The organism is Salipiger bermudensis, from assembly GCF_017309175.1.
GTDB classification, from domain to species: domain Bacteria; phylum Pseudomonadota; class Alphaproteobacteria; order Rhodobacterales; family Rhodobacteraceae; genus Salipiger; species Salipiger bermudensis.
In genome coordinates this window covers 349,840-371,370 of record NZ_JAEKJV010000002.1, presented here as the reverse complement: position 1 = coordinate 371,370, position 21,531 = coordinate 349,840, and the positions used below count along the sequence as shown (strand labels likewise).

At 67.9% G+C, this 21,531-nt stretch carries 20 protein-coding genes; 7 read left to right on the top strand and 13 right to left on the bottom strand.

The window, feature by feature from the left end; genetic code table 11:
* Positions 1-125 precede the first annotated feature (125 nt).
* From JF542_RS04555 to JF542_RS04540, 4 genes are all read left to right on the top strand, one after another.
* Entirely contained in the window at positions 126-878 is a 753-nt protein-coding gene (locus JF542_RS04555; RefSeq protein WP_207074890.1) for a cytochrome c biogenesis CcdA family protein, read from the top strand.
* A gap of 71 nt (positions 879-949) precedes the next feature.
* Positions 950-2,209, top strand: coding sequence for a hypothetical protein (locus JF542_RS04550; RefSeq protein WP_207074889.1), 1,260 nt, complete (start codon positions 950-952; stop codon positions 2,207-2,209).
* Complete coding sequence (locus tag JF542_RS04545) at positions 2,206-3,561, top strand: cytochrome P450 (protein ID WP_207074888.1); 1,356 nt, start codon at positions 2,206-2,208, stop codon at positions 3,559-3,561. The genes JF542_RS04550 and JF542_RS04545 overlap by 4 nt, the downstream gene beginning before the upstream one ends.
* Positions 3,562-3,678: 117 nt before the next feature.
* Entirely contained in the window at positions 3,679-4,572 is an 894-nt protein-coding gene (locus tag JF542_RS04540; protein ID WP_007800946.1) for a fructose bisphosphate aldolase, read from the top strand.
* 90 nt (positions 4,573-4,662) lie between these two features.
* On the opposite strand, the gene JF542_RS04535 is transcribed toward JF542_RS04540, so the two are convergent.
* The 3 genes from JF542_RS04535 to JF542_RS04525 form a co-directional block, all read right to left on the bottom strand.
* On the bottom strand, positions 4,663-5,283 hold the full coding sequence (locus JF542_RS04535) for a YitT family protein (protein ID WP_207074887.1): 621 nt from the start codon (positions 5,281-5,283) through the stop codon (positions 4,663-4,665).
* Between the two features lie 110 nt (positions 5,284-5,393).
* Complete coding sequence (locus JF542_RS04530; RefSeq protein ID WP_207074886.1) at positions 5,394-5,834, bottom strand: hypothetical protein; 441 nt, start codon at positions 5,832-5,834, stop codon at positions 5,394-5,396.
* 113 nt (positions 5,835-5,947) lie between these two features.
* A complete protein-coding gene (locus JF542_RS04525) occupies positions 5,948-7,165 on the bottom strand; it encodes an NADP-dependent isocitrate dehydrogenase (RefSeq protein ID WP_007800940.1) in 1,218 nt (405 codons plus the stop codon).
* Between the two features lie 162 nt (positions 7,166-7,327).
* Between JF542_RS04525 and JF542_RS04520 the strand changes: the two genes are divergently transcribed.
* Positions 7,328-7,651 carry a hypothetical protein gene (locus JF542_RS04520; RefSeq protein ID WP_207074885.1) on the top strand — a complete coding sequence of 108 codons (324 nt, stop codon included), beginning with the start codon at positions 7,328-7,330 and terminating at the stop codon, positions 7,649-7,651.
* On the top strand, positions 7,651-9,201 hold the full coding sequence (locus tag JF542_RS04515) for a methyl-accepting chemotaxis protein (RefSeq protein ID WP_007800934.1): 1,551 nt from the start codon (positions 7,651-7,653) through the stop codon (positions 9,199-9,201). Before JF542_RS04520 ends, JF542_RS04515 begins: the two co-directional genes overlap by 1 nt.
* A 31-nt stretch (positions 9,202-9,232) precedes the next feature.
* Here JF542_RS04515 and JF542_RS04510 read toward each other — a convergent pair whose 3' ends face one another.
* The 10 genes from JF542_RS04510 to JF542_RS04465 all read right to left on the bottom strand — a co-directional run bounded on the left by JF542_RS04510 (position 9,233) and on the right by JF542_RS04465 (position 20,405).
* Complete coding sequence (locus tag JF542_RS04510) at positions 9,233-10,441, bottom strand: multidrug effflux MFS transporter (RefSeq protein ID WP_207074884.1); 1,209 nt, start codon at positions 10,439-10,441, stop codon at positions 9,233-9,235.
* A gap of 206 nt (positions 10,442-10,647) precedes the next feature.
* A complete protein-coding gene (locus JF542_RS04505) occupies positions 10,648-11,283 on the bottom strand; it encodes a DsbA family oxidoreductase (protein ID WP_207074883.1) in 636 nt (211 codons plus the stop codon).
* A 69-nt stretch (positions 11,284-11,352) separates the two neighbouring features.
* Complete coding sequence (locus JF542_RS04500) at positions 11,353-12,006, bottom strand: Crp/Fnr family transcriptional regulator (protein ID WP_207074882.1); 654 nt, start codon at positions 12,004-12,006, stop codon at positions 11,353-11,355.
* Between the two features lie 69 nt (positions 12,007-12,075).
* A complete protein-coding gene (mmsB, locus tag JF542_RS04495) occupies positions 12,076-12,948 on the bottom strand; it encodes a 3-hydroxyisobutyrate dehydrogenase (RefSeq protein WP_007800926.1) in 873 nt (290 codons plus the stop codon).
* A gap of 29 nt (positions 12,949-12,977) precedes the next feature.
* Complete coding sequence (locus JF542_RS04490) at positions 12,978-14,009, bottom strand: enoyl-CoA hydratase/isomerase family protein (RefSeq protein WP_207074881.1); 1,032 nt, start codon at positions 14,007-14,009, stop codon at positions 12,978-12,980.
* A gap of 94 nt (positions 14,010-14,103) precedes the next feature.
* Complete coding sequence (locus tag JF542_RS04485; RefSeq protein WP_207074880.1) at positions 14,104-15,243, bottom strand: acyl-CoA dehydrogenase family protein; 1,140 nt, start codon at positions 15,241-15,243, stop codon at positions 14,104-14,106.
* Between the two features lie 265 nt (positions 15,244-15,508).
* Positions 15,509-16,639 (bottom strand): glycosyltransferase, encoded by a 1,131-nt coding sequence (locus JF542_RS04480; RefSeq protein WP_207074879.1) that lies wholly within the window; start codon positions 16,637-16,639, stop codon positions 15,509-15,511.
* A gap of 92 nt (positions 16,640-16,731) precedes the next feature.
* Entirely contained in the window at positions 16,732-18,102 is a 1,371-nt protein-coding gene (locus JF542_RS04475) for an aspartate aminotransferase family protein (RefSeq protein WP_207074878.1), read from the bottom strand.
* Between the two features lie 38 nt (positions 18,103-18,140).
* A complete protein-coding gene (locus JF542_RS04470) occupies positions 18,141-19,598 on the bottom strand; it encodes an NAD-dependent succinate-semialdehyde dehydrogenase (RefSeq protein ID WP_207074877.1) in 1,458 nt (485 codons plus the stop codon).
* Positions 19,599-19,919: 321 nt separating this feature from the next.
* Positions 19,920-20,405, bottom strand: a complete 486-nt coding sequence (locus JF542_RS04465) for an Lrp/AsnC family transcriptional regulator (RefSeq protein ID WP_007800915.1) — start codon at positions 20,403-20,405, stop codon at positions 19,920-19,922.
* Positions 20,406-20,538: 133 nt separating this feature from the next.
* Between JF542_RS04465 and JF542_RS04460 the strand changes: the two genes are divergently transcribed.
* Positions 20,539-21,495, top strand: a complete 957-nt coding sequence (locus JF542_RS04460) for a cyclodeaminase (protein WP_207074876.1) — start codon at positions 20,539-20,541, stop codon at positions 21,493-21,495.
* Positions 21,496-21,531 lie beyond the last annotated feature (36 nt).

The following is a 21,531-nucleotide window of genomic DNA, read 5'->3' as shown; positions in this document are numbered from 1 at the left end:
AAACGGCCCCGGAGATCCTCCGGGGCCGTTTTCCGTTGCGCGGCCGGGGCCACGTTTCAACGCGCCTACGGGGATGTGACCCTGCGCCGCGTGACGCGGGCCGGGTTATCTTCTATCGAAGGCATATGTTCGGAATCGACCTCATCGACGCCAGCCTCTTGCCGGCCATGTTCGTGGCGCTCGCCGCTGGGATCATCTCTTTCCTGAGCCCCTGCGTGCTGCCCATCGTGCCGCCGTATCTCGCCTTCATGTCCGGCGTCTCGATCGCCGAGATGGAGGCGGGGGGCCGCGCACGCTTGCGCGCCTTCACCGCCGCGCTGTTCTTCGTGCTGGGGCTCAGCACGGTCTTCGTGCTGCTCGGTTTCACCGCGTCTTGGCTGGGCATGTTCTTCCTGCAGAACCAGATCCTTCTGGCCCGGATCTCGGGCGTGGTTGTGATCGTCTTCGGGCTGCATTTCCTGCATGTCTTCCGCATTCCCTTCCTCGACCGCGAGGCGCGGATCGAGACCGGCGATGCCGGCGGCTCGGCCTTCGGCGCCTACATTCTCGGGCTGGCCTTCGCCTTCGGCTGGACGCCCTGCATCGGTCCGCAGCTGGGCGCGATCCTGTCGATGGCTGCCTCCGAGGCCTCGGTGGCGCGCGGCACGGCGCTGCTCGCGGTCTATGCCGCCGGTCTCGGCCTGCCGTTCCTGCTGGCGGCGGTGTTCCTGAGCCGCGCCATGGGCGTGATGAACCGGCTCAAGCGCCATATGGCGCTGATCGAAAAGGTCATGGGCGTGCTGCTGATCGCCGTCGGTCTCGCGCTGCTCACCGGGGCCTTCTCGGCCTTCTCCTTCTGGCTGCTCGAGACCTTCCCGGCGCTTGGCGAACTGGGCTGAGGCGGCCAAGATCCGGCCTTAGTCTTGCCCTCGCGGCCTGTTAGCGACAGGATCGCGAAAAGAGGGCAGGGATGATGGGCAACGACCCGCAGGCAGAAGCCGCGCCAGAGGCGGCGCAGGAGGTGCGGCGCCGCCGGGTGTTCTACATCCCGGGGTACGATCCCATCCATCCCCGCCGCTACCGCGAGCTCTATCGCAAGGAAGGTGCCGAGCAGGCACGGATCTCGGGCTACGAGATCGCGCTGACGCCCGGCGCTGGCGGCGGGCATTACGGCTGGCAGGTCGCGGCGCGCATCGACGGCGCGGAGGTCGCGGCAGAGGTCGAAGTTCTGATCTGGTCCGACATCGTGCGGGACAGCATGTCGACCAGCATCCCCGCCACCTATCTCCAGCTGATCCGCACCGCGTGGGAGTACATCACCACCGGCGCACTCAGGCGGCTGATGCGGCTGCGCAAGGGGCCGGTGATCGCGGCGCTCTACCCGGTGGGGATGCTGCTTGGCCAGCTTGTGCTGGCGCTGCTGCTGCTCTGGGCGATGGTCTCGGCGGCGGGGCTCCTCCGCCCGTGGCTGGGCGTCCTCGCCGATATCGGTGGGCTGGTCGCGGGGGCCGCGGCGGCGGTCTGGCTGCTGCGCTGGTTCAAGGCCAGGGACGGCAAGCTCTTCGCCTATTACCTGATGCACGACTACGCCTATTCGGCGCAGCACCGCGGCGCCAACCCGCCCGAGCTCGAGGCGCGCATGGCCAGCTTCGCCGATGCGATTGCCGACGCGCTCGGCGACGACGTGGACGAGGTTCTGGTGGTCGGCCACAGCTCGGGCGCGCATCTGGCGGTTTCCATCCTGTCGGACCTGTTCCGGGACGGGCGGGTGCCCGACCACGGCCCGAGACTGGCCTTCCTGAGCCTCGGGCAGGTGGTGCCGATGGTCTCCTTCCTGCGCGACGCATGGCGGCTGCGCGCCGATCTTGCCTTCCTGTCGGCCCGGGACGAGCTCACCTGGGTCGACGTCACCGCCCCGGGCGACGGCTGCGCCTTCGCGCTTTGCGATCCGGTCTCGGTCTCGGGCGTGGCGCCGGAGGACAAGCGTTGGCCGCTGGTGTTCTCGGCCCAGTTCACCCGCGCGCTCAGCCCCGAACGCTGGAAGGCGCTGCGCTGGCGCTTTTTCCGGCTGCATTTCCAGTATCTCTGCGCCTTCGATGCGCCGCGCGACTACGATTATTTCCAGATCACCGCCGGTCCGCTCAGCCTCGCCAGCCGCTACGCCGGACGTCCGCCCTCGGCCAGCCGCATCGACGTGGCGGTGTCGAAATTCACCTCGACCGCGCCATGACCCTGCCGCCGAAACCCGCCTCGCGCCCCGACAAGGTCTCGCTCTGGCGCTACCTCAAATTGTTCCGGCAGGATCTGCTTTCGGCGCAGCCCGAACGGCTCTACCGGGCGTGGATGGCCGAGTTCCGCACGCCGTTCTTCCGCTCCTACCTCGTCAACCAGCCCGATCTGGTGAAGACGGTGCTGAAGGACCGGCCGCTCGACTTCCCCAAATCGGAACGGATCTCGGAAGGCTTGCGGCCTCTGCTGGGAGAGTCGGTCTTCCTGACCAACGGCGCGCAGTGGCAGCGTCAGCGCCGCATCATCGACCCGGCCTTCGAGGGCGGGCGCCTGCGCGAGACCTATCCGGCGATGTGGGCGGCGAGCCGGGCGGCGCTGGCGCGGCTTTCGGCACGCGCCGGCGAGATGGTCGAGATCGAGGAGCAGACCAGCCACGCCGCCGCAGACATCATCTTTCGCACGCTGTTTTCGATCCCCATCGAAGACGATCTTGCGGCGCAGGTCTTTCACGAGTTCCGCGCCTACCAGCGGACCCAGCCGATCCTCAACCTCGCGGCCTTCCTGCCACTGCCGCGCTGGATGCCGCGCTTCTTCCGGCCTGACACCAAGGCCGCGGCCAAGCGCATTCGCGGGCTGATCACCGCGCTTTGCGAGCGCCGCCGCGCCGAGATCGAAGCCGACACCGCGCCGGACGACCTTGCCACCAAGATCATGACCACCGCCGATCCCGAGACCGGCGAGACCTTCTCGACCGAGGAGATGGTCGACCAGGTGGCGATCTTCTTCCTCGCCGGGCACGAGACCTCGGCCTCGGCGCTGGCCTGGGCGCTCTACCTCGTGGCCACCCATCCCGACTGGCAGGAGCGGCTGGCCGAGGAGGCGCAGCTTCTGGGCGAGGCGCCGGACTTTGCCGACATCGCCAGGCTCAGGCTCTCGCGCGATGTCTTCCGCGAAACGCTGCGGCTCTACCCGCCGGTGCCGATGATGGTGCGCGAGACGACCTGCCCAGAGCGGTTCCGCGACCGCGATCTGCCAAAGGGCGCGCAGATCGTGCTGAGCCCGTGGCACCAGCACCGCCACGCACGGCTCTGGGAGAACCCCGACGAATTCGACCCGGCGCGCTGGGGCACGGAAAATGGCCGCAGCTGCGCGCGCGAGGCCTACATGCCGTTCTCCGCCGGGGCGCGGGTCTGCACCGGGGCGGGCTTTGCGATGGTCGAGGGGGTGCTGATGCTGTCGCTGCTCCTGCGCGATCTCAAACTCACCGCGCTGCCCGGGAAGACCCCCGAGCCGGTGGCCTTCCTGACCGTGCGGGCCCGCGACGGCATCCACCTGCGGGTGGAGCGCCGTTAGCGGATGACGTTAACGACGGACGTTAGCGTTAAACCTCTGTCTTTCGCCTACCCATCGCAAATCCCTTGCGATATGCCTTTGGCAACAAGGATTTTTCAGCATGGGAGAGGGTTCCTCATGAGCGTTTTCGAAGAGCAGAAGACAAAGATGTCGACCGGCCAGGGCTTTATCGCGGCGCTGGACCAGTCGGGCGGGTCCACCCCCAAGGCGCTGCTGCAATACGGTGTCGAAGAGAGCGAATATGACGGCGAAGCCGAGATGTTCGGCGAGATCCACAAGATGCGCACCCGCATCATCACCGCGCCGGACTTCACCGACGGCAAGGTGCTTGGCGCGATCCTCTTCGAGCGCACCATGCGTGGCGAGATCGACGGCATCCCGACGGCGCAGTACCTGTGGGAAAAGCGCGGCGTGGTGCCGTTCCTGAAGATCGACAAGGGCCTCGCCGACAAGGAAAACGGCGTTCAGCTGATGAAGCCGATGCCGGGCATCGAGGATCTGCTCAAGGAAGCCAAGGAGAGCTTCGGCATCTTCGGCACCAAGGAGCGCTCGGTGATCCACGAGGCCAATGCCGAGGGCATCAAGGCCGTGGTCGACCAGCAGTTCGAGCTTGGCAAGACCGTGGTCGCCGCCGGTCTCGTGCCGATCATCGAGCCCGAGGTCGACATCAACTCGGCCACCAAGGCCGAGGCCGAAGAGATCCTGAAGGCCGAGATTGCCAAGCATCTCGACGCACTGCCCGAAGGCGATGACGTCATGCTGAAGCTGACCATTCCCAGCGTCGATGGCCTCTATGACGAGCTTGCCGATCACCCGCGCGTGGTGCGCGTCGTGGCGCTTTCGGGCGGCTACTCGACCGACGTGGCCTGCGAGAAGCTTGCCAAGCAGCCGAAGATGATCGCGTCGTTCAGCCGCGCGCTGGCCGAGGGCCTGTCGAAGAAGCAGTCGGACGGCGATTTCAACGCGCTGCTCGGCAGCAACATCGACAAGATCTATCAGGCCTCGCTCTGAGCGACGCCTGCAGCCCCTCCCTCTGGGGCATCGGAAACGAAAAACGCGCCGGAGCAGTCCGGCGCGTTTTTTCTTGTCTCGAAGGCGGGATCAGGAGCGCGCGATATAGCGGTCGCGGCGATGGTTCACGGTGATCAGGATGTTGAGCACCACGGCACCCAGCAGTGACCAGAGCACGCGCTCCCAGTCGAACATGAACAGCGCCAGCAGGAAGACGCAGAGGTCGAAGCCAAGCTGCACGTGGCCTGCCTTGATGCCCTTGGTGTCCTGCGCCCAGAGCGCCACGATGCCGACGCCGCCGAGCGTGGCACCGTGCCGGAACAACATCAGCAGGCCGACGCCCGCCAGCATCCCCGACAGCGTCGCCCCGAGCGCCGGGTGCAGGTGATTGATCGTCAGCACCAGCGGCAGCGTCTCGGCGATGGTCGACATCAGCGCCACCGACAGGAAGCTCTTGATGGTGAAGCGCCAGCCGATCTGCCGGATCGCCAGCAGATAGAACGGCAGGTTGAGAACGAAGAAGATCGCGCCGAAGGGCAGGCCGCTGGGATAGGACAGCACCAGCGACAGGCCGGCGATCTGGCCGGTGAAGAGCTCGGAGGCGCGCAGGAACTGGATCGACAGCGCCACGAGCGTGGTGCCGACGAGGATGGCCTGCAGGTCTTCCCACAGGGTGTGACGGTCGGGCGGGGGCGATTGAAGCAGCAGCATGGGTTTGCCATGCCGTCACGCGGCAGTGAGGTCAAGACGCGTGCGGCGGCGACCTGACGTTCCAAGCCGGGGCCGCCCGTTTCGCGGGCGGCGGCGGGGCCGATGCCGGCTCAGAAGCCGCATTGCTCGAGCACCGCGAGCCGGAACGCACCGGTGCCCTTCGCATCGGTCCGTGCGATCTCGCGGTTGTCGATATCGAAGCCAAGCGAGGCCGCCTGCTGCAGGTGCTCGAGAACCAGAGACGAGGTCATCAGCGTGACGCTCAGGGCGCGGTCGCGGGCCATCACGTCCATCGGCTGCCGGTCGTTGCGTCCGTCGGGCAGTGTGATCCAGATCATCGCACCGCGGGCCGGTTGCGGCCACGGATCGAAGGAGACCTGCAGCTGGTCGGGCCGCGAGCGGGTGCAGAAGAAGGTGATCTTCACCGGCCCGGCCTGCTGCGACATCGCGGCACTGCCGTTGCCCTGTGAGAGCGCCCAGTCGGCCCTCGCGGGAGCGGTGGAAAACATGGTGAGCAGCGCCAGCGCGCCGGAGAGCAGAATGGATCGCATGAGAAAGACCTGAGACAAGGAAATGCCTGCTCAGGCTCTCACGGCTCCGGGCGTCCGGTCAAACGAAAGCCGGCCCCCGTGTGGGGCCGGCGATCTCTTCTTGCCTGCAGCGCTCAGAGCGTGCCAAGCGCCTTGTTGAGATTCTCGTCGACCTTCTCGAGGAAGCCCATGGTGGTGAGCCATTTCTGGTCGGGCCCGACCAGCAGCGCGAGGTCCTTGGTCATCCAGCCCGATTCCACGGTCTCGACCACCACCTTCTCGAGCGTGGTGGCAAAGGCCATCAGCGCGGTGTTGCCGTCGAGCTTGGCGCGGTGCTTGAGGCCGCCGGTCCAGGCGTAGATCGAGGCGATGGAGTTGGTCGAGGTCGCCTGTCCGGCCTGGTGCTGGCGATAGTGGCGGGTGACCGTGCCATGCGCCGCCTCGGCCTCGACGATCTGGCCGTCCGGCGTCATCAGCTGCGAGGTCATCAGGCCGAGCGAGCCGAAGCCCTGCGCCACGGTGTCGGACTGCACGTCGCCATCGTAGTTCTTGCAGGCCCAGACGAAGCCGCCGTTCCACTTCATGCAGCAGGCGACCATGTCGTCGATCAAACGGTGCTCGTACCAGATGCCCTTGGCCTTGAACTGCTCCTCGAACTCTTCCTCGAAGACCTTCTGGAACAGGTCCTTGAAGCGGCCGTCATAGGCCTTGAGGATGGTGTTCTTGGTCGAGAGATAGACCGGCCAGCCCAGCGACAGACCGTAGTTGAACGAGGCGCGGGCGAAATCGATGATCGAGGCGTCGAGGTTGTACATCGCCTGGTAGACGCCGGCCGAGGGGGCGTCATAGACCTCTTTCTCGATCACCGTGCCGTCCTCGCCGACGAATTTCATCGTCAGCTTGCCGGCGCCGGGGAAGTGGAAATCGGTGGCCTTGTACTGGTCGCCGAAGGCGTGGCGGCCGATGACGATGGGCCGGGTCCAGCCGGGCACGAGGCGCGGCACGTTGCGGCAGATGATCGGCTGGCGGAACACCACGCCGCCAAGGATGTTGCGGATCGTGCCGTTGGGCGAGCGCCACATCTGCTTGAGGCCGAACTCTTCGACCCGGGCCTCGTCGGGCGTGATGGTGGCGCACTTGACGGCGCAGCCGATCTCCTTGGTCTTCTCGGCGGCGTCGATGGTGATCTGGTCGTTGGTCTCGTCCCGGCTTTCGATCCCGAGATCGTAATACAGCAGGTCGAGATCCAGATAGGGCAGGATCAGCTTTGTCTTGATGAAGTCCCAGATGATGCGGGTCATCTCGTCGCCGTCCATCTCGACGATCGGGTTGTCTACCTTGATCTTCGACATGCAGGTCCCTTTCCGTTGTGCACGTGCAGCATGATGCGGCCTTAGCCCAGATTCGCAACTTTGGGAAGTATGGTATGCATCGGTATACAAAATGTGACGCCCATTGCAGGAAATTTGGGCGGCGATAAGGGAATGGAAAGAACTCTGCTGCTAGATGCGCGCATGTTTGCCTCGCCTCGCCTTGTTCTCGATGCCGCTCTGCTTGTCTTTCTCCTGCTCGCCGGGGGCGGTGTCACGCTGGCCTCGGCGCTCGGCCCCGCGCCACGCGAGGGCGCGCCGGTGCTGGTCATCGCGCCGCCCTGGTCCGACGGGGCAGGCTCCATGATCGCGAAGACCGGGGGGCGGGCGATCGGGCCGGGGGCCGCGTCCTTCGGCGCGCTGGCGGTGTTCGACGGCGCGGCCCCGGTGACGCAGCTGCGCGCGCTCGGCGCCTGGTCGGTGCGCGATGCCCGCGCGATGGCCTCACTGTGCGGAGGACTCACATGATGACCAAGCTGCTCTCACGGGTTCGCGGGTTGAGCGAGCCGGCGCTGGTGGTCCTGCTGGGACTGATGCTCCTGCCTGTCTTCCTGGCGACCGACCTCTATCTCGGGCGGACGACGATGCCCGGCACGCTCGCCGCCTCGGCGCTGATGGCGGTGGCGCTGCTGTCGCTGCGGCTACGCTCGGGGCTGCGGGACTACGTTCTCGCTACCGCGGTGCTGGCCGAGGTGATGGTGCTGACCGCAGACTACCAGATGCACCCGTGGCAGATCGACACCCACATGGTCTATTTCGTCATGCTGGCGGGGGTCTCGGTGCTGGGCCGGGTGGGCGTGATGCTCTACGCGGCGGGGATCGTGGCGGTACATCACGTGTCGCTGACGCTGTTGTTGCCGGCGGCGGTCTACCCCTCGACCGACCTGATCGAGAACATCATGCGCACCGCGCTGCACGCCGGCATCGTGGTGATGGAGACGGCGATCCTCACCATGGCGATCCTGCAGCGCAACGCCTTCACACGAAGTATCGAGGAAAGCCGCGAGCTGCTCGCGGATGAAAGCCACAAGGCCGCCGCCGCACAGGCCCGGGCCGAGGCCGCGGCACAGGAAACCCGCGACGTGGTGGCGCAGTTCAACCACCATCTGCACCGGCTCGCGGATCGCGATCTGGCCTGCGCCATCGACGCGCCGATGCCCGAGGCGTTCGAGACGCTGCGCCATGATTTCAACCGCGCGGTGCGTCAGCTCGAAGAGGCGCTGCGCAGCGCCGGCAGCAAGGCGGTCAGCTTCGAGGAGGAGGCGCAGGCGCTCGAGGCGGTGACCGGCGATCTCTCGTCGCGCAGCGAGCGGCAGGCGCACGAGCTTAGCGCCGCGACCCACAGCATGAGCGACATCACCCAGGCCCTGAACGCCACCGCCGATCAGGCCAGCACCGCCTCGGAGCGCGCCAGCGTCGCGCGGCAGAGCGCCGAGCAGGGCGGCGCGGTCACCAACGAGGCGATCCAGGCAATGAACCTGATCGAGCAGAGCTCGTCCGAGGTCGGCAAGATCATCGACCTGATCGACGACATCTCGTTCCAGACCAATCTTCTCGCCCTCAACGCCGGGGTCGAGGCCGCCCGCGCTGGCGAAAGCGGCAAGGGCTTCGCGGTGGTCGCCGCCGAGGTCCGGCAGCTGGCGCAGCGCACCTCCGAGGCCGCTGCCGGGGTCAAGACGCTGATCCTCGACAGCGAGGCGCAGGTGACCAATGGCGCGCGGCTGGTGAACGAGGCCGGAGCGCGCCTGTCGAGCATCGTCGACGAGGTCAGCGCGGTCAGCGGCATGATCTCGGAGATCCGGGACGAAAGCCGCGGCCAGTCCGGCGGCATGTCGGATTTGTCCCAGACGCTGGCGCGGCTCGATTCCGAGACGCAGGATACCGCAGGACTAAGCGAGGAGATGGCCGCGATGGGGCTGCGGCTGCGCAGCCACGCGCGCGAGCTGCTGGCCGAGATGGGGGCCTTCAACCTCGAAGGCGAGGACACGCCCGCAGCCAGCCATCGAAAGAGCGCGTGACCGAACGGGCCGTCGCCGCCCGGGGCGCGGGTCAGGCCGCCTCGGCCGCCTCCGCGCGGAGCAGCCAGCGCATCAGCAACAGCGCCAGGATCGCCTCGACGAAGATCCCCGCCGCCAACGGCACCGGGGTGCCATCGAACATCAGCCCGTTCGGCACCGCGATCAGCACACCGGCCACCGTCGCCACCGCTCCGATCACCGACGCGGCGAGCCCGGCGATGTGCCCGACCGGTTCCATGGCGATGGCGTTGATGTTGCCCACGGTCAGACCCATCTGGAAGAACACCGAGAGCTGCCAGACCAGGAACAGCGCAAAGCCCGGCGTGCCGGACAGGCCGAAGGCAAAGAGCGCAAGGGTGATGCCGGCCATGACCACCTGCACCGCCAACATCGCGGTGATCAGGAAGCGCATCCCCAGCCGCATCACCAGCGCCGCGTTCAGCACGCTGGCCGAGGCGGCGAGGATCGCCACGCCGCCGAACCAGATCGGGAAGCTGTCGGCGCGCCCGAAGCTGATGTCGTAGATCTGCTGCACGGTGGAGATCATCGAGAACAGCATCGCGAAGATCAGCGCCTGAGCGCCGATCGAAATCAGCACCACCCGGTGGCTGAACAGCTCGGCCAAAGATGCGCGAAAGGCCTCGAGCCGGAACGGGCGGCGGTTCTCGCGCGGGTGGGTCTCTGGCAGGCGCACCATCAGCCAGATCGAGGCGATGCTTGAAAACAGCACGAAGGCCCAGAAGATGCCGCGCCAGCTGGTGGCGTCGATGATCACCGCGCCGATCGAGGGGGCCAGCGCCGGGAACAGGGTGAAGACCATCATCACAAAGGACATGATCCGCGCCATCTCGCGCCCCGAGTAGAGGTCGCGCACGATGGCGAGCGCCACCACCCGCGGCCCTGCCGCGCCCAGCCCCTGCATCAGGCGGGCCGCCAGCAGCAGTTCGAGCGTTTCGGCATAGGCGGCGAGGATCGAGGCCACGACATACAGCGCGGCGCCGCCCAGCAGCACCGGCTTGCGCCCGAACACGTCCGAAAGCGGCCCGGTGAAGAAGGTGCCGATCCCCATGCCGAAGACGAAGCTGGTCACCACCAGCTGCGCGCGGTTGATCGCGTCGGGCGTCAGGTCGGCGCCGATCTCGGGCAGGGCCGGGAGCATGGCGTCGATGGAGAAGGCGATGGTGGCGAAGAGCATCGCGAGAAGCGCGATGAACTCGACCCGTCCGGGAACAGACCGCATGTGACCTCTGAGTTTTGCAGGGCCACGCCGGTGCAGCATCCGCTGCCGGCGGCGGGCCGGTTTACCGCTATCGCCGGGCTAGCGGAAAACGGTATACCGGCACAACCGCGGATCTGTCGGAAACACGCGCAACCCGGCCATGCGCCGCCCGCATGAGCCGTCGCTCGGCGGCCTCTCGCCGGTGTGCCGCCGCGGGCGCGGTCGGTTCAGGCGGCGCCTTCGCGGATCTCCGCGATGACCTTGGACCAGAGCTCGGTGGGCTGCGCGCCGGGCACCGCGTGCTGGCCGGCGACCACGAAGGTCGGCACCGAGGTCACGCCCATGCCGCGCGCCGTGGCATCCATCTCGACGATCTCGCGCCGGTCCGCGTCGGAGGCCAGCAGGCGCTGGATCAGGCTGGCATCGAGCCCGCACCCGTCGGCGATGTCGGCCAGTACCTCGCGGTCGCCGATGTCGCGGCCATCGACGAAATAGGCCCGGAACAGCGACGAGACCACGGCGGTCTGCACGCCCTCGATGCCGGCCCAGTGGATCAGGCGGTGGGCGTCAACGGTCGAGGGGGTGGTCTCGATGGCGTCGAGGTTCAGCGTCAGCCCTGCCTCGGTGGCATGCTCGGCCACCGGCATGTAGGCCTGCACCGCCCCCTCCTTGCCGCCGAACTTGGCCTCGAGATAGGCGCGCCGGTCCATGCCCTCGGCGGGCATGTCGGGGTTCAGCATGAAGGGCCGCCAGCGGATGGTGAACGGGTGATCCGGCTCGTCGAGCAGGGCGCGGTCGAGGAGGGCTTTGCCGATGTAGCACCAGGGGCAGATCGGGTCGGAAAAGATGTCGAGCGTGACCATGTACCATGTCCTTTTGGGGCTCTTCTAACAGGGCCCGCGCCGGGAATCGACAGCGGAACGATGCGCGCCTCAACCGGTGGCGGCGGCGATGGCGCGCAGGGTGTCACGGTCGAGCAGGCGCACCGCCCCACGGTCAAGCGCCACGATGCCGCGCCGCGCCAGCGCGTCGAGCCGGCGCGACACCACCTCGCGGGCGGAGCCGATCATGGTGGCGATCTCGGCATGGGTGGCGTGCAGAATGTCGCCCTCCGCCCGGGCTAGGAGCGCCTCGGCGAGACGGCACTCCACCCGCTGAAAAGCCACTTTTTCAAGTAGATGCATCATGCTCTGCATGCGCTGCGCGAAGGCCGAGAAGACAAATTCCCGGAACCCGGCCTCCTCGGCCATCAGCCGCAGGAACAGCGCGCGGGGGATCAGTACCAGCCGGCTGTCGCCGCGGGTCACGGCCTCGCCGGAATAGTCGTCGCCCCCCAGAAGTCCGAGGGTGGATTGCACGCAGCTCTGGCCCGGTTCGACCGCGTAGAGTAGGATGTCGCGCCCGGTGGGGCCGGTGAGGCAGACATCGACGCGCCCGGCAAGCACGATGACGAACCCGCGCACCGCCTCGCCGGGGCGGAACAGCACGGTGCCGCGCGGCGCCTCGAACGGCGACAGCTGCGCCAGCGCGGCGCGGCCCTCGGGCGAAAGCGCGGCGATCTGCGGGGGAATCTCGGTCCAGCTCATGGCGCGCAGAATGGCGCGAAAGCCCGGTTGCGGAAAGAGGGGCGCGATGCCGCGCCCGCGTGCGATGGCCTAGCCGCGACCACGCTTCTCGAAGCGCGGCAGCATGGCGGAGAAATCTCGCCCCGTGCCGCCCTCGTCCTCGACGAAGGCGCGGTAGAGCTCGAGCGCACGCTGACCCATGGGCGTGTCGGCATCCGCCGCCTCGGCGGCCTGCTGCGACAGGCCCAGATCCTTGAGCATCAGCTCGGCAGCGAAGCCGGGCTTGTAGCCGTTGTCGGCGGGGGATTGCGGCCCGACGCCCGGCGCCGGGCAATAGGCGTTCATCGACCACGAATAACCCGACGAGGTCGAGACCACGTCGAACATCGCCTCTCGCGACAGGCCGAGCTTGTCGGCCAGTGCAAAGGCCTCGCAGGTGGCGATCATCGTCACGCCAAGGATCATGTTGTTGCAGATCTTCGCCGCCTGGCCATTGCCCGAGGGGCCACAATGCACCGCCTTCTGGCCCATGATGTCGAAGAGCGGCCTGGCCTTGGCAAAAGCCTCGTCCGAGCCGCCCACCATGAAGGTCAGCGTGCCTCCCGAGGCGCCGCCGATGCCGCCCGAGACCGGCGCGTCGAGCGCGCCGAGACCGGCCTCGGCGGCCTGGTCCGCCACCGCGCGGGCGCTCTCGACATCGACGGTCGAGCAGTCGAGCAGCACCGCGCCGGGCGACATGGCCGGGATCACCTCGGCGGCGACGCTGCGCAGGATCTGGCCGTTGGGCAGCATGGTAATGACGACGTCGGCGCCGGTCGCCGCTTCGGGGCCGGAGGCGGCGGTGCCCACGCCCTCCGCCGTGGCACCGGCCACGTCGAAGCCGGTGACCTCGTGGCCGGCCTTGGACAGGTTGGCGGCCATCGGCGCGCCCATGTTGCCGAGCCCGATAAATGCGATCTTCATGGTGTCTCTCCTCCCTCGCGCAGCGCCTCTCAGAGCGCCAGTTCTGCGTCCCCGAGCGGCGCCAGCATGGCGGCAATCCGATCCTCCGTCACCTCCTCGATGGAGAGGCGCCAGCGCGGGTTGCGGTCCTTGTCGATGATCTGCGCCCGCACGCCCTCGAGGAACTCGCCCTCCTCGACGATGCGGTGCGAGACCCTGAATTCCTGCTTGAGCGCGCTGCGGATGTCGGCCTCTCCGGCGCGCAGCCGGGCCAGCATCGCCAGCGTCAGGGCCATCGAGAGCGGCGCGTTGCGGCCCACCGCCTTGGCGGCGCGCTCGGCGATCTCTCCTTGCGCGCCGTCCAGCGCCGCCTTGATCTCGGGCAGGCTGTCGGAGGCGAAGAGCTGGTCAATCTCGCTTTGAGCTGTGGCCAGCGGGCTTTCGGGCCCGGGCTGGGCCTCGGCGTCGAGCGCGGCGATGCTGCCGGTCTTGGCCAGCTCGGACTTGAGCGCCTCCCAGCGCGCCTCGGGAACGAAGAGATCGGCAAAACCCGCGTGGAGCGCATCACCGGGGCCCATGCGCGCAGCGGTGAGGCCGAGATAGGCGCCGAGCCGGCCCGGGGCGCGGGCCAGCAGCAGCGAGCCGCCGACATCGGGCACGAAGCCGATGCCGCATTCCGGCATGGCGATCTGGGCGCTCTCGCCGATCACCCGGTGCGACACGTGCCCGCCAAGCCCGACGCCGCCGCCCATGACGAAACCGTGCAGGAAGCTGACGATGGGCTTGGGATACTCCGAGAGCTTGGCGTTCATCCGGTACTCATCGCGCCAGAAGGTGCGGCCGGCATCGAACTCGCCCTTCAGTCCGGCGCGGTAGATCTCGGCGATGTCGCCGCCGGCGCAGAACGCCTTCTCGCCCTCGGCATCAAGGATCACCAGCGCGACCGAGTCGTCGTCGCGCCAGGCGTCGAGCGCGGACTCGATCTCCATGCACATGTCATAGCTCAGCGCGTTCAGCGCCTTGGGCCGGGTGAGGGTGATGTGGCCGGCGCGGCCATGGGTGCGGATGTGGGTGTCGCTCATGGGGCTCCTCGGCAGGTCGGGGCATTGTGGGCGGCAGGCCCCTCGCGGGACCTGCCAGAGCGCGGCGTGAGTGGTGCCTTGCGCGTGTGTTCGGTCAGGACGAGATCAGGCTGCGCGCCACGATCATGCGCATGATTTCGTTGGTTCCCTCGAGGATCTGGTGCACCCGCAGGTCGCGGACAATCTTTTCGATGCCGTAATCCGCGAGATAGCCGTAACCGCCATGCAGCTGCAGGCACTGGTCGGCGATCTTCGAGCCCGCCTCGGTGACGAATTTCTTCGCCATGGCGCAGAACTTGGTGGCATCCGGCGCGCCGGTGTCGAGCTTCCACGCGGCTTGGCGCAGGAAGGTGCGGGCGGCCTGCAGCTCGATCTCCATGTCGGCGAGGCGGAACTGCAGTGCCTGGAACTGGTCGATGCTCTGGCCGAAGGCGCGACGCTCGGCCATGTAGGCCAGGGTCGCGTCCAGCGCCGCCTGCGCCGCGCCGAGCGAGCAGGCCGAGATGTTGAGGCGTCCGCCGTCGAGCCCGGCCATGGCGTAGCGAAAGCCCTTGCCCTCTTCGCCCAGCAGGTTGCCGGCGGGAACCGGGCAGCCGTCCATCTGGACCTGCCGCGTGGGCTGCGCCTTCCAGCCCATCTTGGCCTCAAGCCCGCCAAAGCTCAGCCCCTCGGTTCCGTCGTCGAGCACCAGCGCCGAGATGCCGCGCGGCCCGGCCTCGCCGGTGCGGGCCATGACGATATAGGCGTCGGAATACCCGCCGCCGGAGATGAAGGCCTTGGTGCCGGTAAGGCTGTAGCCGCTCCCGGACGCCTCGGCGCGGGTGGCAAGCGCGGCCGCGTCCGAACCCGAGCCGGGCTCGGTCAGGCAGTAGGAGAGCACCGTCTCCATGGTCAGCGCCTTCGGCAGGTAGCGCGCGCGCAGATCGTCGGAGCCGTAGAGGTCGATCATCTTGGCGCACATGTTGTGGATCGACAGGAAGGCCGCCACCGCCGGGCAGCCCATGCTGAGGGCCTCGAAGACCAGCGTCGCGTCGAGACGGCTCAGCCCCGAGCCGCCGTTCTCCTCGCTGACATAGATGCCGCCGAGGCCAAGCTGGCCGATCTCGGTCCAGAGCTCTTTCGGGATCGTGCCCTCGGCTTCCCAGGCCATGGCGTTGGGCGCTACGTGTTCCTGGCCGAAGCCGTAGGCCATGTCGAAGATCGCCGTCTGCTCCTCGCTCAGCGCGAAATCCATGTCGGGCCCTCCCTGCCGTTATGGAAATGAACAAGTGTTCATAATCTGGCCGAAAGCGGATCGGGATGCAAGCGATTGCTGCGGCGCGGGTGGAGAGGCTGATTGGGGGCGCTGCCCCCGCCGCGGCTTCGCCACGACTCCCCCGAGGTATTTTCGAACCAGAGAAGATGAGGGTGCGGCGCCCCTGTCTTCTTCTGGCCAAAAATATCCCCGCCGGAGGCAGGCCGGACCCGGCGGCCGGGCGGTGCGTTCGGGAAATGGGCGCTCAGGCGAGGGTGTCGCGGATGATGCGCTCGACCTTTTCCAGTAGGACGGCGTTGTCGAACCGGGCGACGGCGGTGTCGCGGGCGGCGCGGGTCATGGCGGAGCGGTCCTCCATGTCCAGAAGCTGCGCGATGCGTGCAGCAAAGCCATCTTCGTCCCATTCGGGCACCAGCAGGCCGTTGACGCCATCCTCTACCGCCTCGGGGATGCCGGCGTGGATGGTTGAGAGGGTGATGCAGCCGCAGGCCAGGGCTTCCTGTATCGCGGTGGGCAGGCCCTCGGTGTTGCCGTTCTTGGCGGTGACCGAGTGCTGAAGGAAGATTTCGGTACCCATGAGGTGCTGGCGCACCTCGTCATGGGGCAGGGCGCCGGTGAAGGTGACCTGCGGGCCCACGCCGAGCTCAGTGGCCATCGCCTTGCAGGTCTCGAGCAGGGGGCCGTCGCCGATGAAGGTGAGATGGGCGTCGCGGCCCCTCGCGGCGGTGGCGAAGGCGCGCAGGGTGACCTGTGGGGCCTTCTTCTCGACCATGCGGCCCACCGCGAGGAAGGAGCCCGGGGCCTTCTCGGCCGGGGTGAAGCGCCGGATGTCGACGCCCGAGGGCACCACATGGGCGTTGGGATGGCTGACGCCGTGGCGGGCGAGGTTGTCGAGCAGGAACTGCGAGACGGAGAACACGCCGGCGAGCCGCGGCATCATGTGCTTGTAGGCCCGCACGGTCTTGTTCGAGCGCAGCGCGAAGCTGGCATCGGTGCCGCGGAAATAGGTGAAGCAGGGCAGGTCCATTTCCTGTGCCAGCTTGGCCACCACCAGCGCCTGGGTGCCGAACTCGGCGAGGATCACCTCGACCTCCTGAGCGCGCAGCCAGTCGCGCAGGCGCGCCTTGTTGTCACCGAAGGGAAGGCGGCCGGTGCTCTCGGTGAGCGCGTTCAAGCCCATGGCGAAGGGCGCGCGCAGGCGATCAGCCGTCGAGAGCGGCGCGCGGCGCTGGAAGATCGGCTTGCCGAGCGGATCGGTCCCGTTGAAGCGCCCGGTGAGCACGCAGGTCTCGCCGCCGAAGATGTGCTCGATATGGCGGTTGATGAAGGTCTCGCCCGGGACGAAGAAGTCGGACGTGGCGATGCAGGTCTTCATGGGGCACTCCGAAGGTTGCGGCGCGGTCCTTGTGCCCCTCCCGACCGCGCCGCGCAAGTGGGGCGCCCGTCTGCCGGGCGCCCCGATGTCGCTCAACCGAGCACGCTGGCCACCGCGTCGCGGGTCACCGAGACGATCTCGTCGGCCTCGGCGCGGCTCAGGCAGAGCGGCGGGGCGAAGCCCAGGATGTCGCCCTGCGGCATGGCGCGGGCGATCACGCCGCGCTCGAGCATGGCGGACACGACCTTGGCGCCCTTGCCCTCGGAGGCGTCGAAGAAGCGGCGCCCGTCGCGGTCCTGCACCAGTTCCACCGCACAGAGCATACCCTCGCCGCGCACCTCGCCCACATGGGCATGATCGCCAAGGGCGGCGCGCATGGTCTCGGTCAGGTAGCGGCCGGTTTCTGCGGCGTTCTGCACCAGGTTCAGCTCGTCGATCAGCTGCAGGTTGGCGATGCCGGCAGCGGCGCCGATCGGGTGGGCCGAGTAGGTCCAGCCATGGCCGAGCACGCCGTACTCGTCGGTGCCCTGGCACAGCACGTCCCACATGCGCTGGCCGACGATGGTGGCCGAGAGCGGCGCGTAGGCCGAGGTCAGCCCCTTGGCCGAGGTGATCAGGTCGGGCTTCATGCCGTAGTGATCCGAGCCGAACATCGAGCCCAGGCGCCCGAAGCCGGTCACCACCTCGTCGGCGATGAGCAGGATGTCGTGGCGGTCGAGCACCTCCTGGATCGCCGGCCAGTAGCCCGCGGGCGGCGGCACGATGCCACCGGTGCCCAGCACCGGCTCGCCGATGAAGGCGGCGATGGTGTCGGCGCCCTCTGCGGCGATCAGCTCCTCGAGCTTGGCCACGCAATGGGCCACGAACGCCGCCTCGCTCTCGATGCCCTCGGGCCGGCGGTAGTAGTAAGGCGCCTCGGTATGCACCACTTGCGCCAGCGGCAGGTCGAACTTCTTGTGGAACAGCTCGAGCCCGGTGAGCGAGCCGGTCATCAGGCCCGACCCGTGATAGCCGCGCCAGCGCGAGATGATCTTCTTCTTCTCGGGGCGGCCGAGGATGTTGTTGTAGTACCAGACCAGCTTGATGTTGGTCTCGTTGGCATCCGAGCCGCCAAGGCCGAAATACACCCGCGCCATATGATCCGGCGCCCGGTCCATGACCATCTTGGCCAGCGTGATCGAGGCCTCGGAGCCGTGGCCGGCATAGGCGTGGTAATAGGCCAGCTCATGCGCCTGCTTGGCGATCGCCTCGGAGATCTGGGTGCGGCCATAGCCCACGTTCACGCAGTAGAGCCCGGCGAAACCGTCGAGCAGGCGGTTGCCGTCGCGGTCGGTGATGTAGACGCCTTCGCCGCCGGTGACGATACGCTGGGGCGCCTCGCCGCGGGCGAACTGGCCGAGATGGGTGGAGGGGTGGAAAAAGCTCTCGCGGTCCCACTTGCCCAGTTGGTCATTCGTCAGCATGGATCGTTCCTTCTTGGTGTTCTTCAGGCGCGCGGGGCTCAGCCCCAGTCGCGGCAGACGTATTTGATGTCGGTGAAGGCCTCGAGGCCCTGCCGGGCGCCCTCGCGGCCAAGGCCGGACTGCTTGGTGCCGCCGAACGGAATCGGCGCACCGGTGACCTTGGTGCGGTTGACCGCGACCATGCCGAATTGCAGCGCCCTCGTGAGGCGGTAGATGCGGCGCGGGTCGAGGCTGTGGACATAGGCCACGAGCCCGTACTCGGTGTTGTTGGCGCGGGCGATCACCTCGGCCTCGTCGTCGAAGACGGTGAGCGGCGCGACGGGGCCGAAATTCTCCTCCGACATGATCGCGGCGCTGTCGGGCACGTCGGCCAGCACCGTGGGCGCGAAGAACAGCGGGCCGTGGCTTTCGGAGACTTTGCCCCCGGCGAGCAGCCTGGCGCCCTTCTCGACGGCGTCGGCGACCTGCGCCTGCTGCTTTTCGATGGCGCGCTCGTGGATCAGCGGGCCGATCTCGGGGTCATCCATCCCGTGACCCATGGTGAGCGCCTCCACCGCCTTGGTGAAGCGGGCGCAGAAATCGTCATAGACGGCGCGCTGGATGTAGAACCGGTTGGCGCCGAGACAGTCCTGACCGGACGTGGCGAACTTGGCCTTCACCGCCTCGGTGACGGCGCGGTCGAGGTCGGCGTCGTCGAAGACGATGAAGGGGGCGTGGCCGCCAAGCTCGAGCACCAGCCGCTTCACCGTGTCGGCGGACTGCCGGTAGAGCAGCCGCCCGATCTCGGTCGAGCCGGTGAACGAGAGCGCACGGACGCGGGTGTCGGCGGTCCATTCGCCGACAATGGCGGCGGCGTCGCCGATCACCGTGTTGACCACACCTTCGGGGAAGCCCGCGCGGCGGGCCAGCTCGGCCAGTGCCAGCGCCGAGAGCGGGGTCTCGGCAGAGGGGTGAATGACCACGGTGCAGCCGGCGGCAAGCGCCGCGGCGGCCTTGCGGGTGATCATCGCGCAGGGGAAGTTCCACGGGGTGACGAGGGCGGCCACACCCACCGGCTCGCGCCAAAGCTCCATCTCGGCATCCGGCAGGTGGCTGGTAACCCCCTCGATATTGGGGCGCAGCGCCTCTTCGGCGTAGAACTGCACGAAGCTCGCAGCGTAGTCGATCTCGCCACGGGCCTCGCTGATCGGCTTGCCCTGTTCGGCGGTCATGATGCGGGCGAGGTCTTCCTTGGCCTCGACGATCAGCGCGTGCCAGCGGTGCAGGATCGCGGCGCGGTCCTGCGGCAGGGTCAGCGCCCAATCGGCAAAGGCAGCATGGGCGGCATCAACGGCGGCACGGGCGCCATCGGCCTCGCTCATCGCCACCTTGGCGACAAGCTGCCCGGTGGCCGGGTCGCGCACGGCAAGACGGCCTCCACCGGGGAAATCGCCGGCATTGGGCATGAGGGCGGGATCGGCAAGGCCGAGGGTCGGGCTGTTCGAGAGATCGGTCATGGGCAACACCTCCTGAGTGTCCTCAGGATGCATCGGACGGGGGAGAGGATTTCTCCGGAGTTTCTCGCGGGTGAAGAAATTTTCTCTCCGTTTTCGCTGCAGTGCGGAGAGGAATTCTCTGGTCGTCTGGCTGGGCGCCATCGAAGGCGCTGCCGGTGCAGCGCAGGGCGACAGGCGGTCACCGGCTTGGCGACGAGGTCGCTGGACGAGCGCCGAGGGCAGGCGCGGCTTGGTCGCGGAGGGCCGGTCGGCACCCTTGCGATTGGGGCCGCGCGGCCTTCGATGAGCGGAGGGAAACTCTCTGCCTGTCTCGCGCCGCGCTCAGGGGGCGCCGCGCAACAGCCCCATGGCAGGGGGATCGGCCTTTACCGGCTTGGTGACGATGTAGCTGTAATAGCGCCGCACCCCGGCGCGGCTCTCCAGCAGCCCGTCCATCATCTCCTGGAAGGTGGCGACATCGGTTGTGACCACCTGCATGAGGTAGTCATAGCCGCCGCCGATGGCCCAGCAGCCGGTGATCTGGTCCATCCGGGCCACGGTGCGCTCGAAGAGCTGGAAGCTCTCGGCCTTGTGGCTCTCAAGCTCGACGGTCACGAAGACCTGCACATGGGCCCCGAGCGCGGCAAGGTCGATCTCGGCCCGGTAGCCGGTGATGTAGCCGGCCTTCTCAAGCCGCTTCATGCGTTCCCAGCACGGGGTGGGCGAGAGGTTCACCCGCGCCGCCAGTTCGGTCTTGGCGATACGGCCCTCGCGGCTGAGCGTGGCGAGGATGGCGATGTCTCTGTGATCGAGGCGGGTGGACTGCATCCCTCGCTTGTTCCGGGATGGGCGCGGTTTGTCAATCTGGACCGCGGGGCATGGTCGCCAAGCCGGGCTGCGGCGCTGGACATGGCGGCGCATTCGCGGGACGCTCGGGCAACAGCGGACTGACGGAGGACCCATGAGCGACATTCGCATCCTGCAGGAACCGGAGCTGCGCGCGCATGTGCATCTCGACATCACCATCGTCGACGTGATCGAGGCCGCCTTCGCCACGCTGGCGCGCGGCGGGGTGCAGATGCCGCCGATCCTGTCGATGCACATGCCGCAGGTGAATGGAGAGGTGGATGTGAAGACCGCCTACGTGCCGGGGCTGCCGGGCTTCGCGGTGAAGATCTCGCCCGGGTTCTTCGACAATCCCGCCAAGGGGTTGCCCTCGACCTCCGGGCTTATGGTGGTGCTCTCGACCGAGACCGGACGCGTGCAGGCGGTGTTGCTCGACAATGGCTATCTCACCGACATTCGGACCGCGGCCGCCGGGGGCGTGGCGGCCCGACATCTCGCGCCGACCGATGCGCGCCGGGCGGCGATTTTCGGGGCGGGGCTTCAGGCGCGGCTACAGCTTCAGGCGTTGCGCCTCGTGCGCCCGATCCGCGAGGCGGTGATCTGGGCCCGCGATCCCGCCAAGGCACAGGCGCTGGCAGCGGATCTCTCGGACGACGCGCTGAACGTGCGCGCCTCTGCCGATCCCGCGGACGCGGCGGGCTTTGCCGACGTGATCGTCACCACCACGCCCGCGACCGAGCCGATCCTCAGGGCAGAGTGGCTGCGCGCTGGGCAGCATGTCACCGCCATGGGGAGCGATCAGGCCGGCAAGGCCGAGCTGGAGCCCGCCTGTCTGGCGCGGGCCGATCTCTATGTTGCCGACCGTGTGAGCCAGACCAGGCTGATGGGAGAGTTACGCGGCGCGCTCGAGGCCGGTGTGCTGGCCGACGATGCGAACCTCCCTGAGCTCGGGCAGGTGATCACCGGGGCCCATCCCGGGCGCACCGATCCGGAGCAGATCACCATCGCCGATCTCACCGGCACCGGGATACAGGACACCGCCATCGCGAGCCATGTGCTGGCGCTGATCTGAAACGCCATGCGCGGCGCGCATGGGGGCAGTTGCATC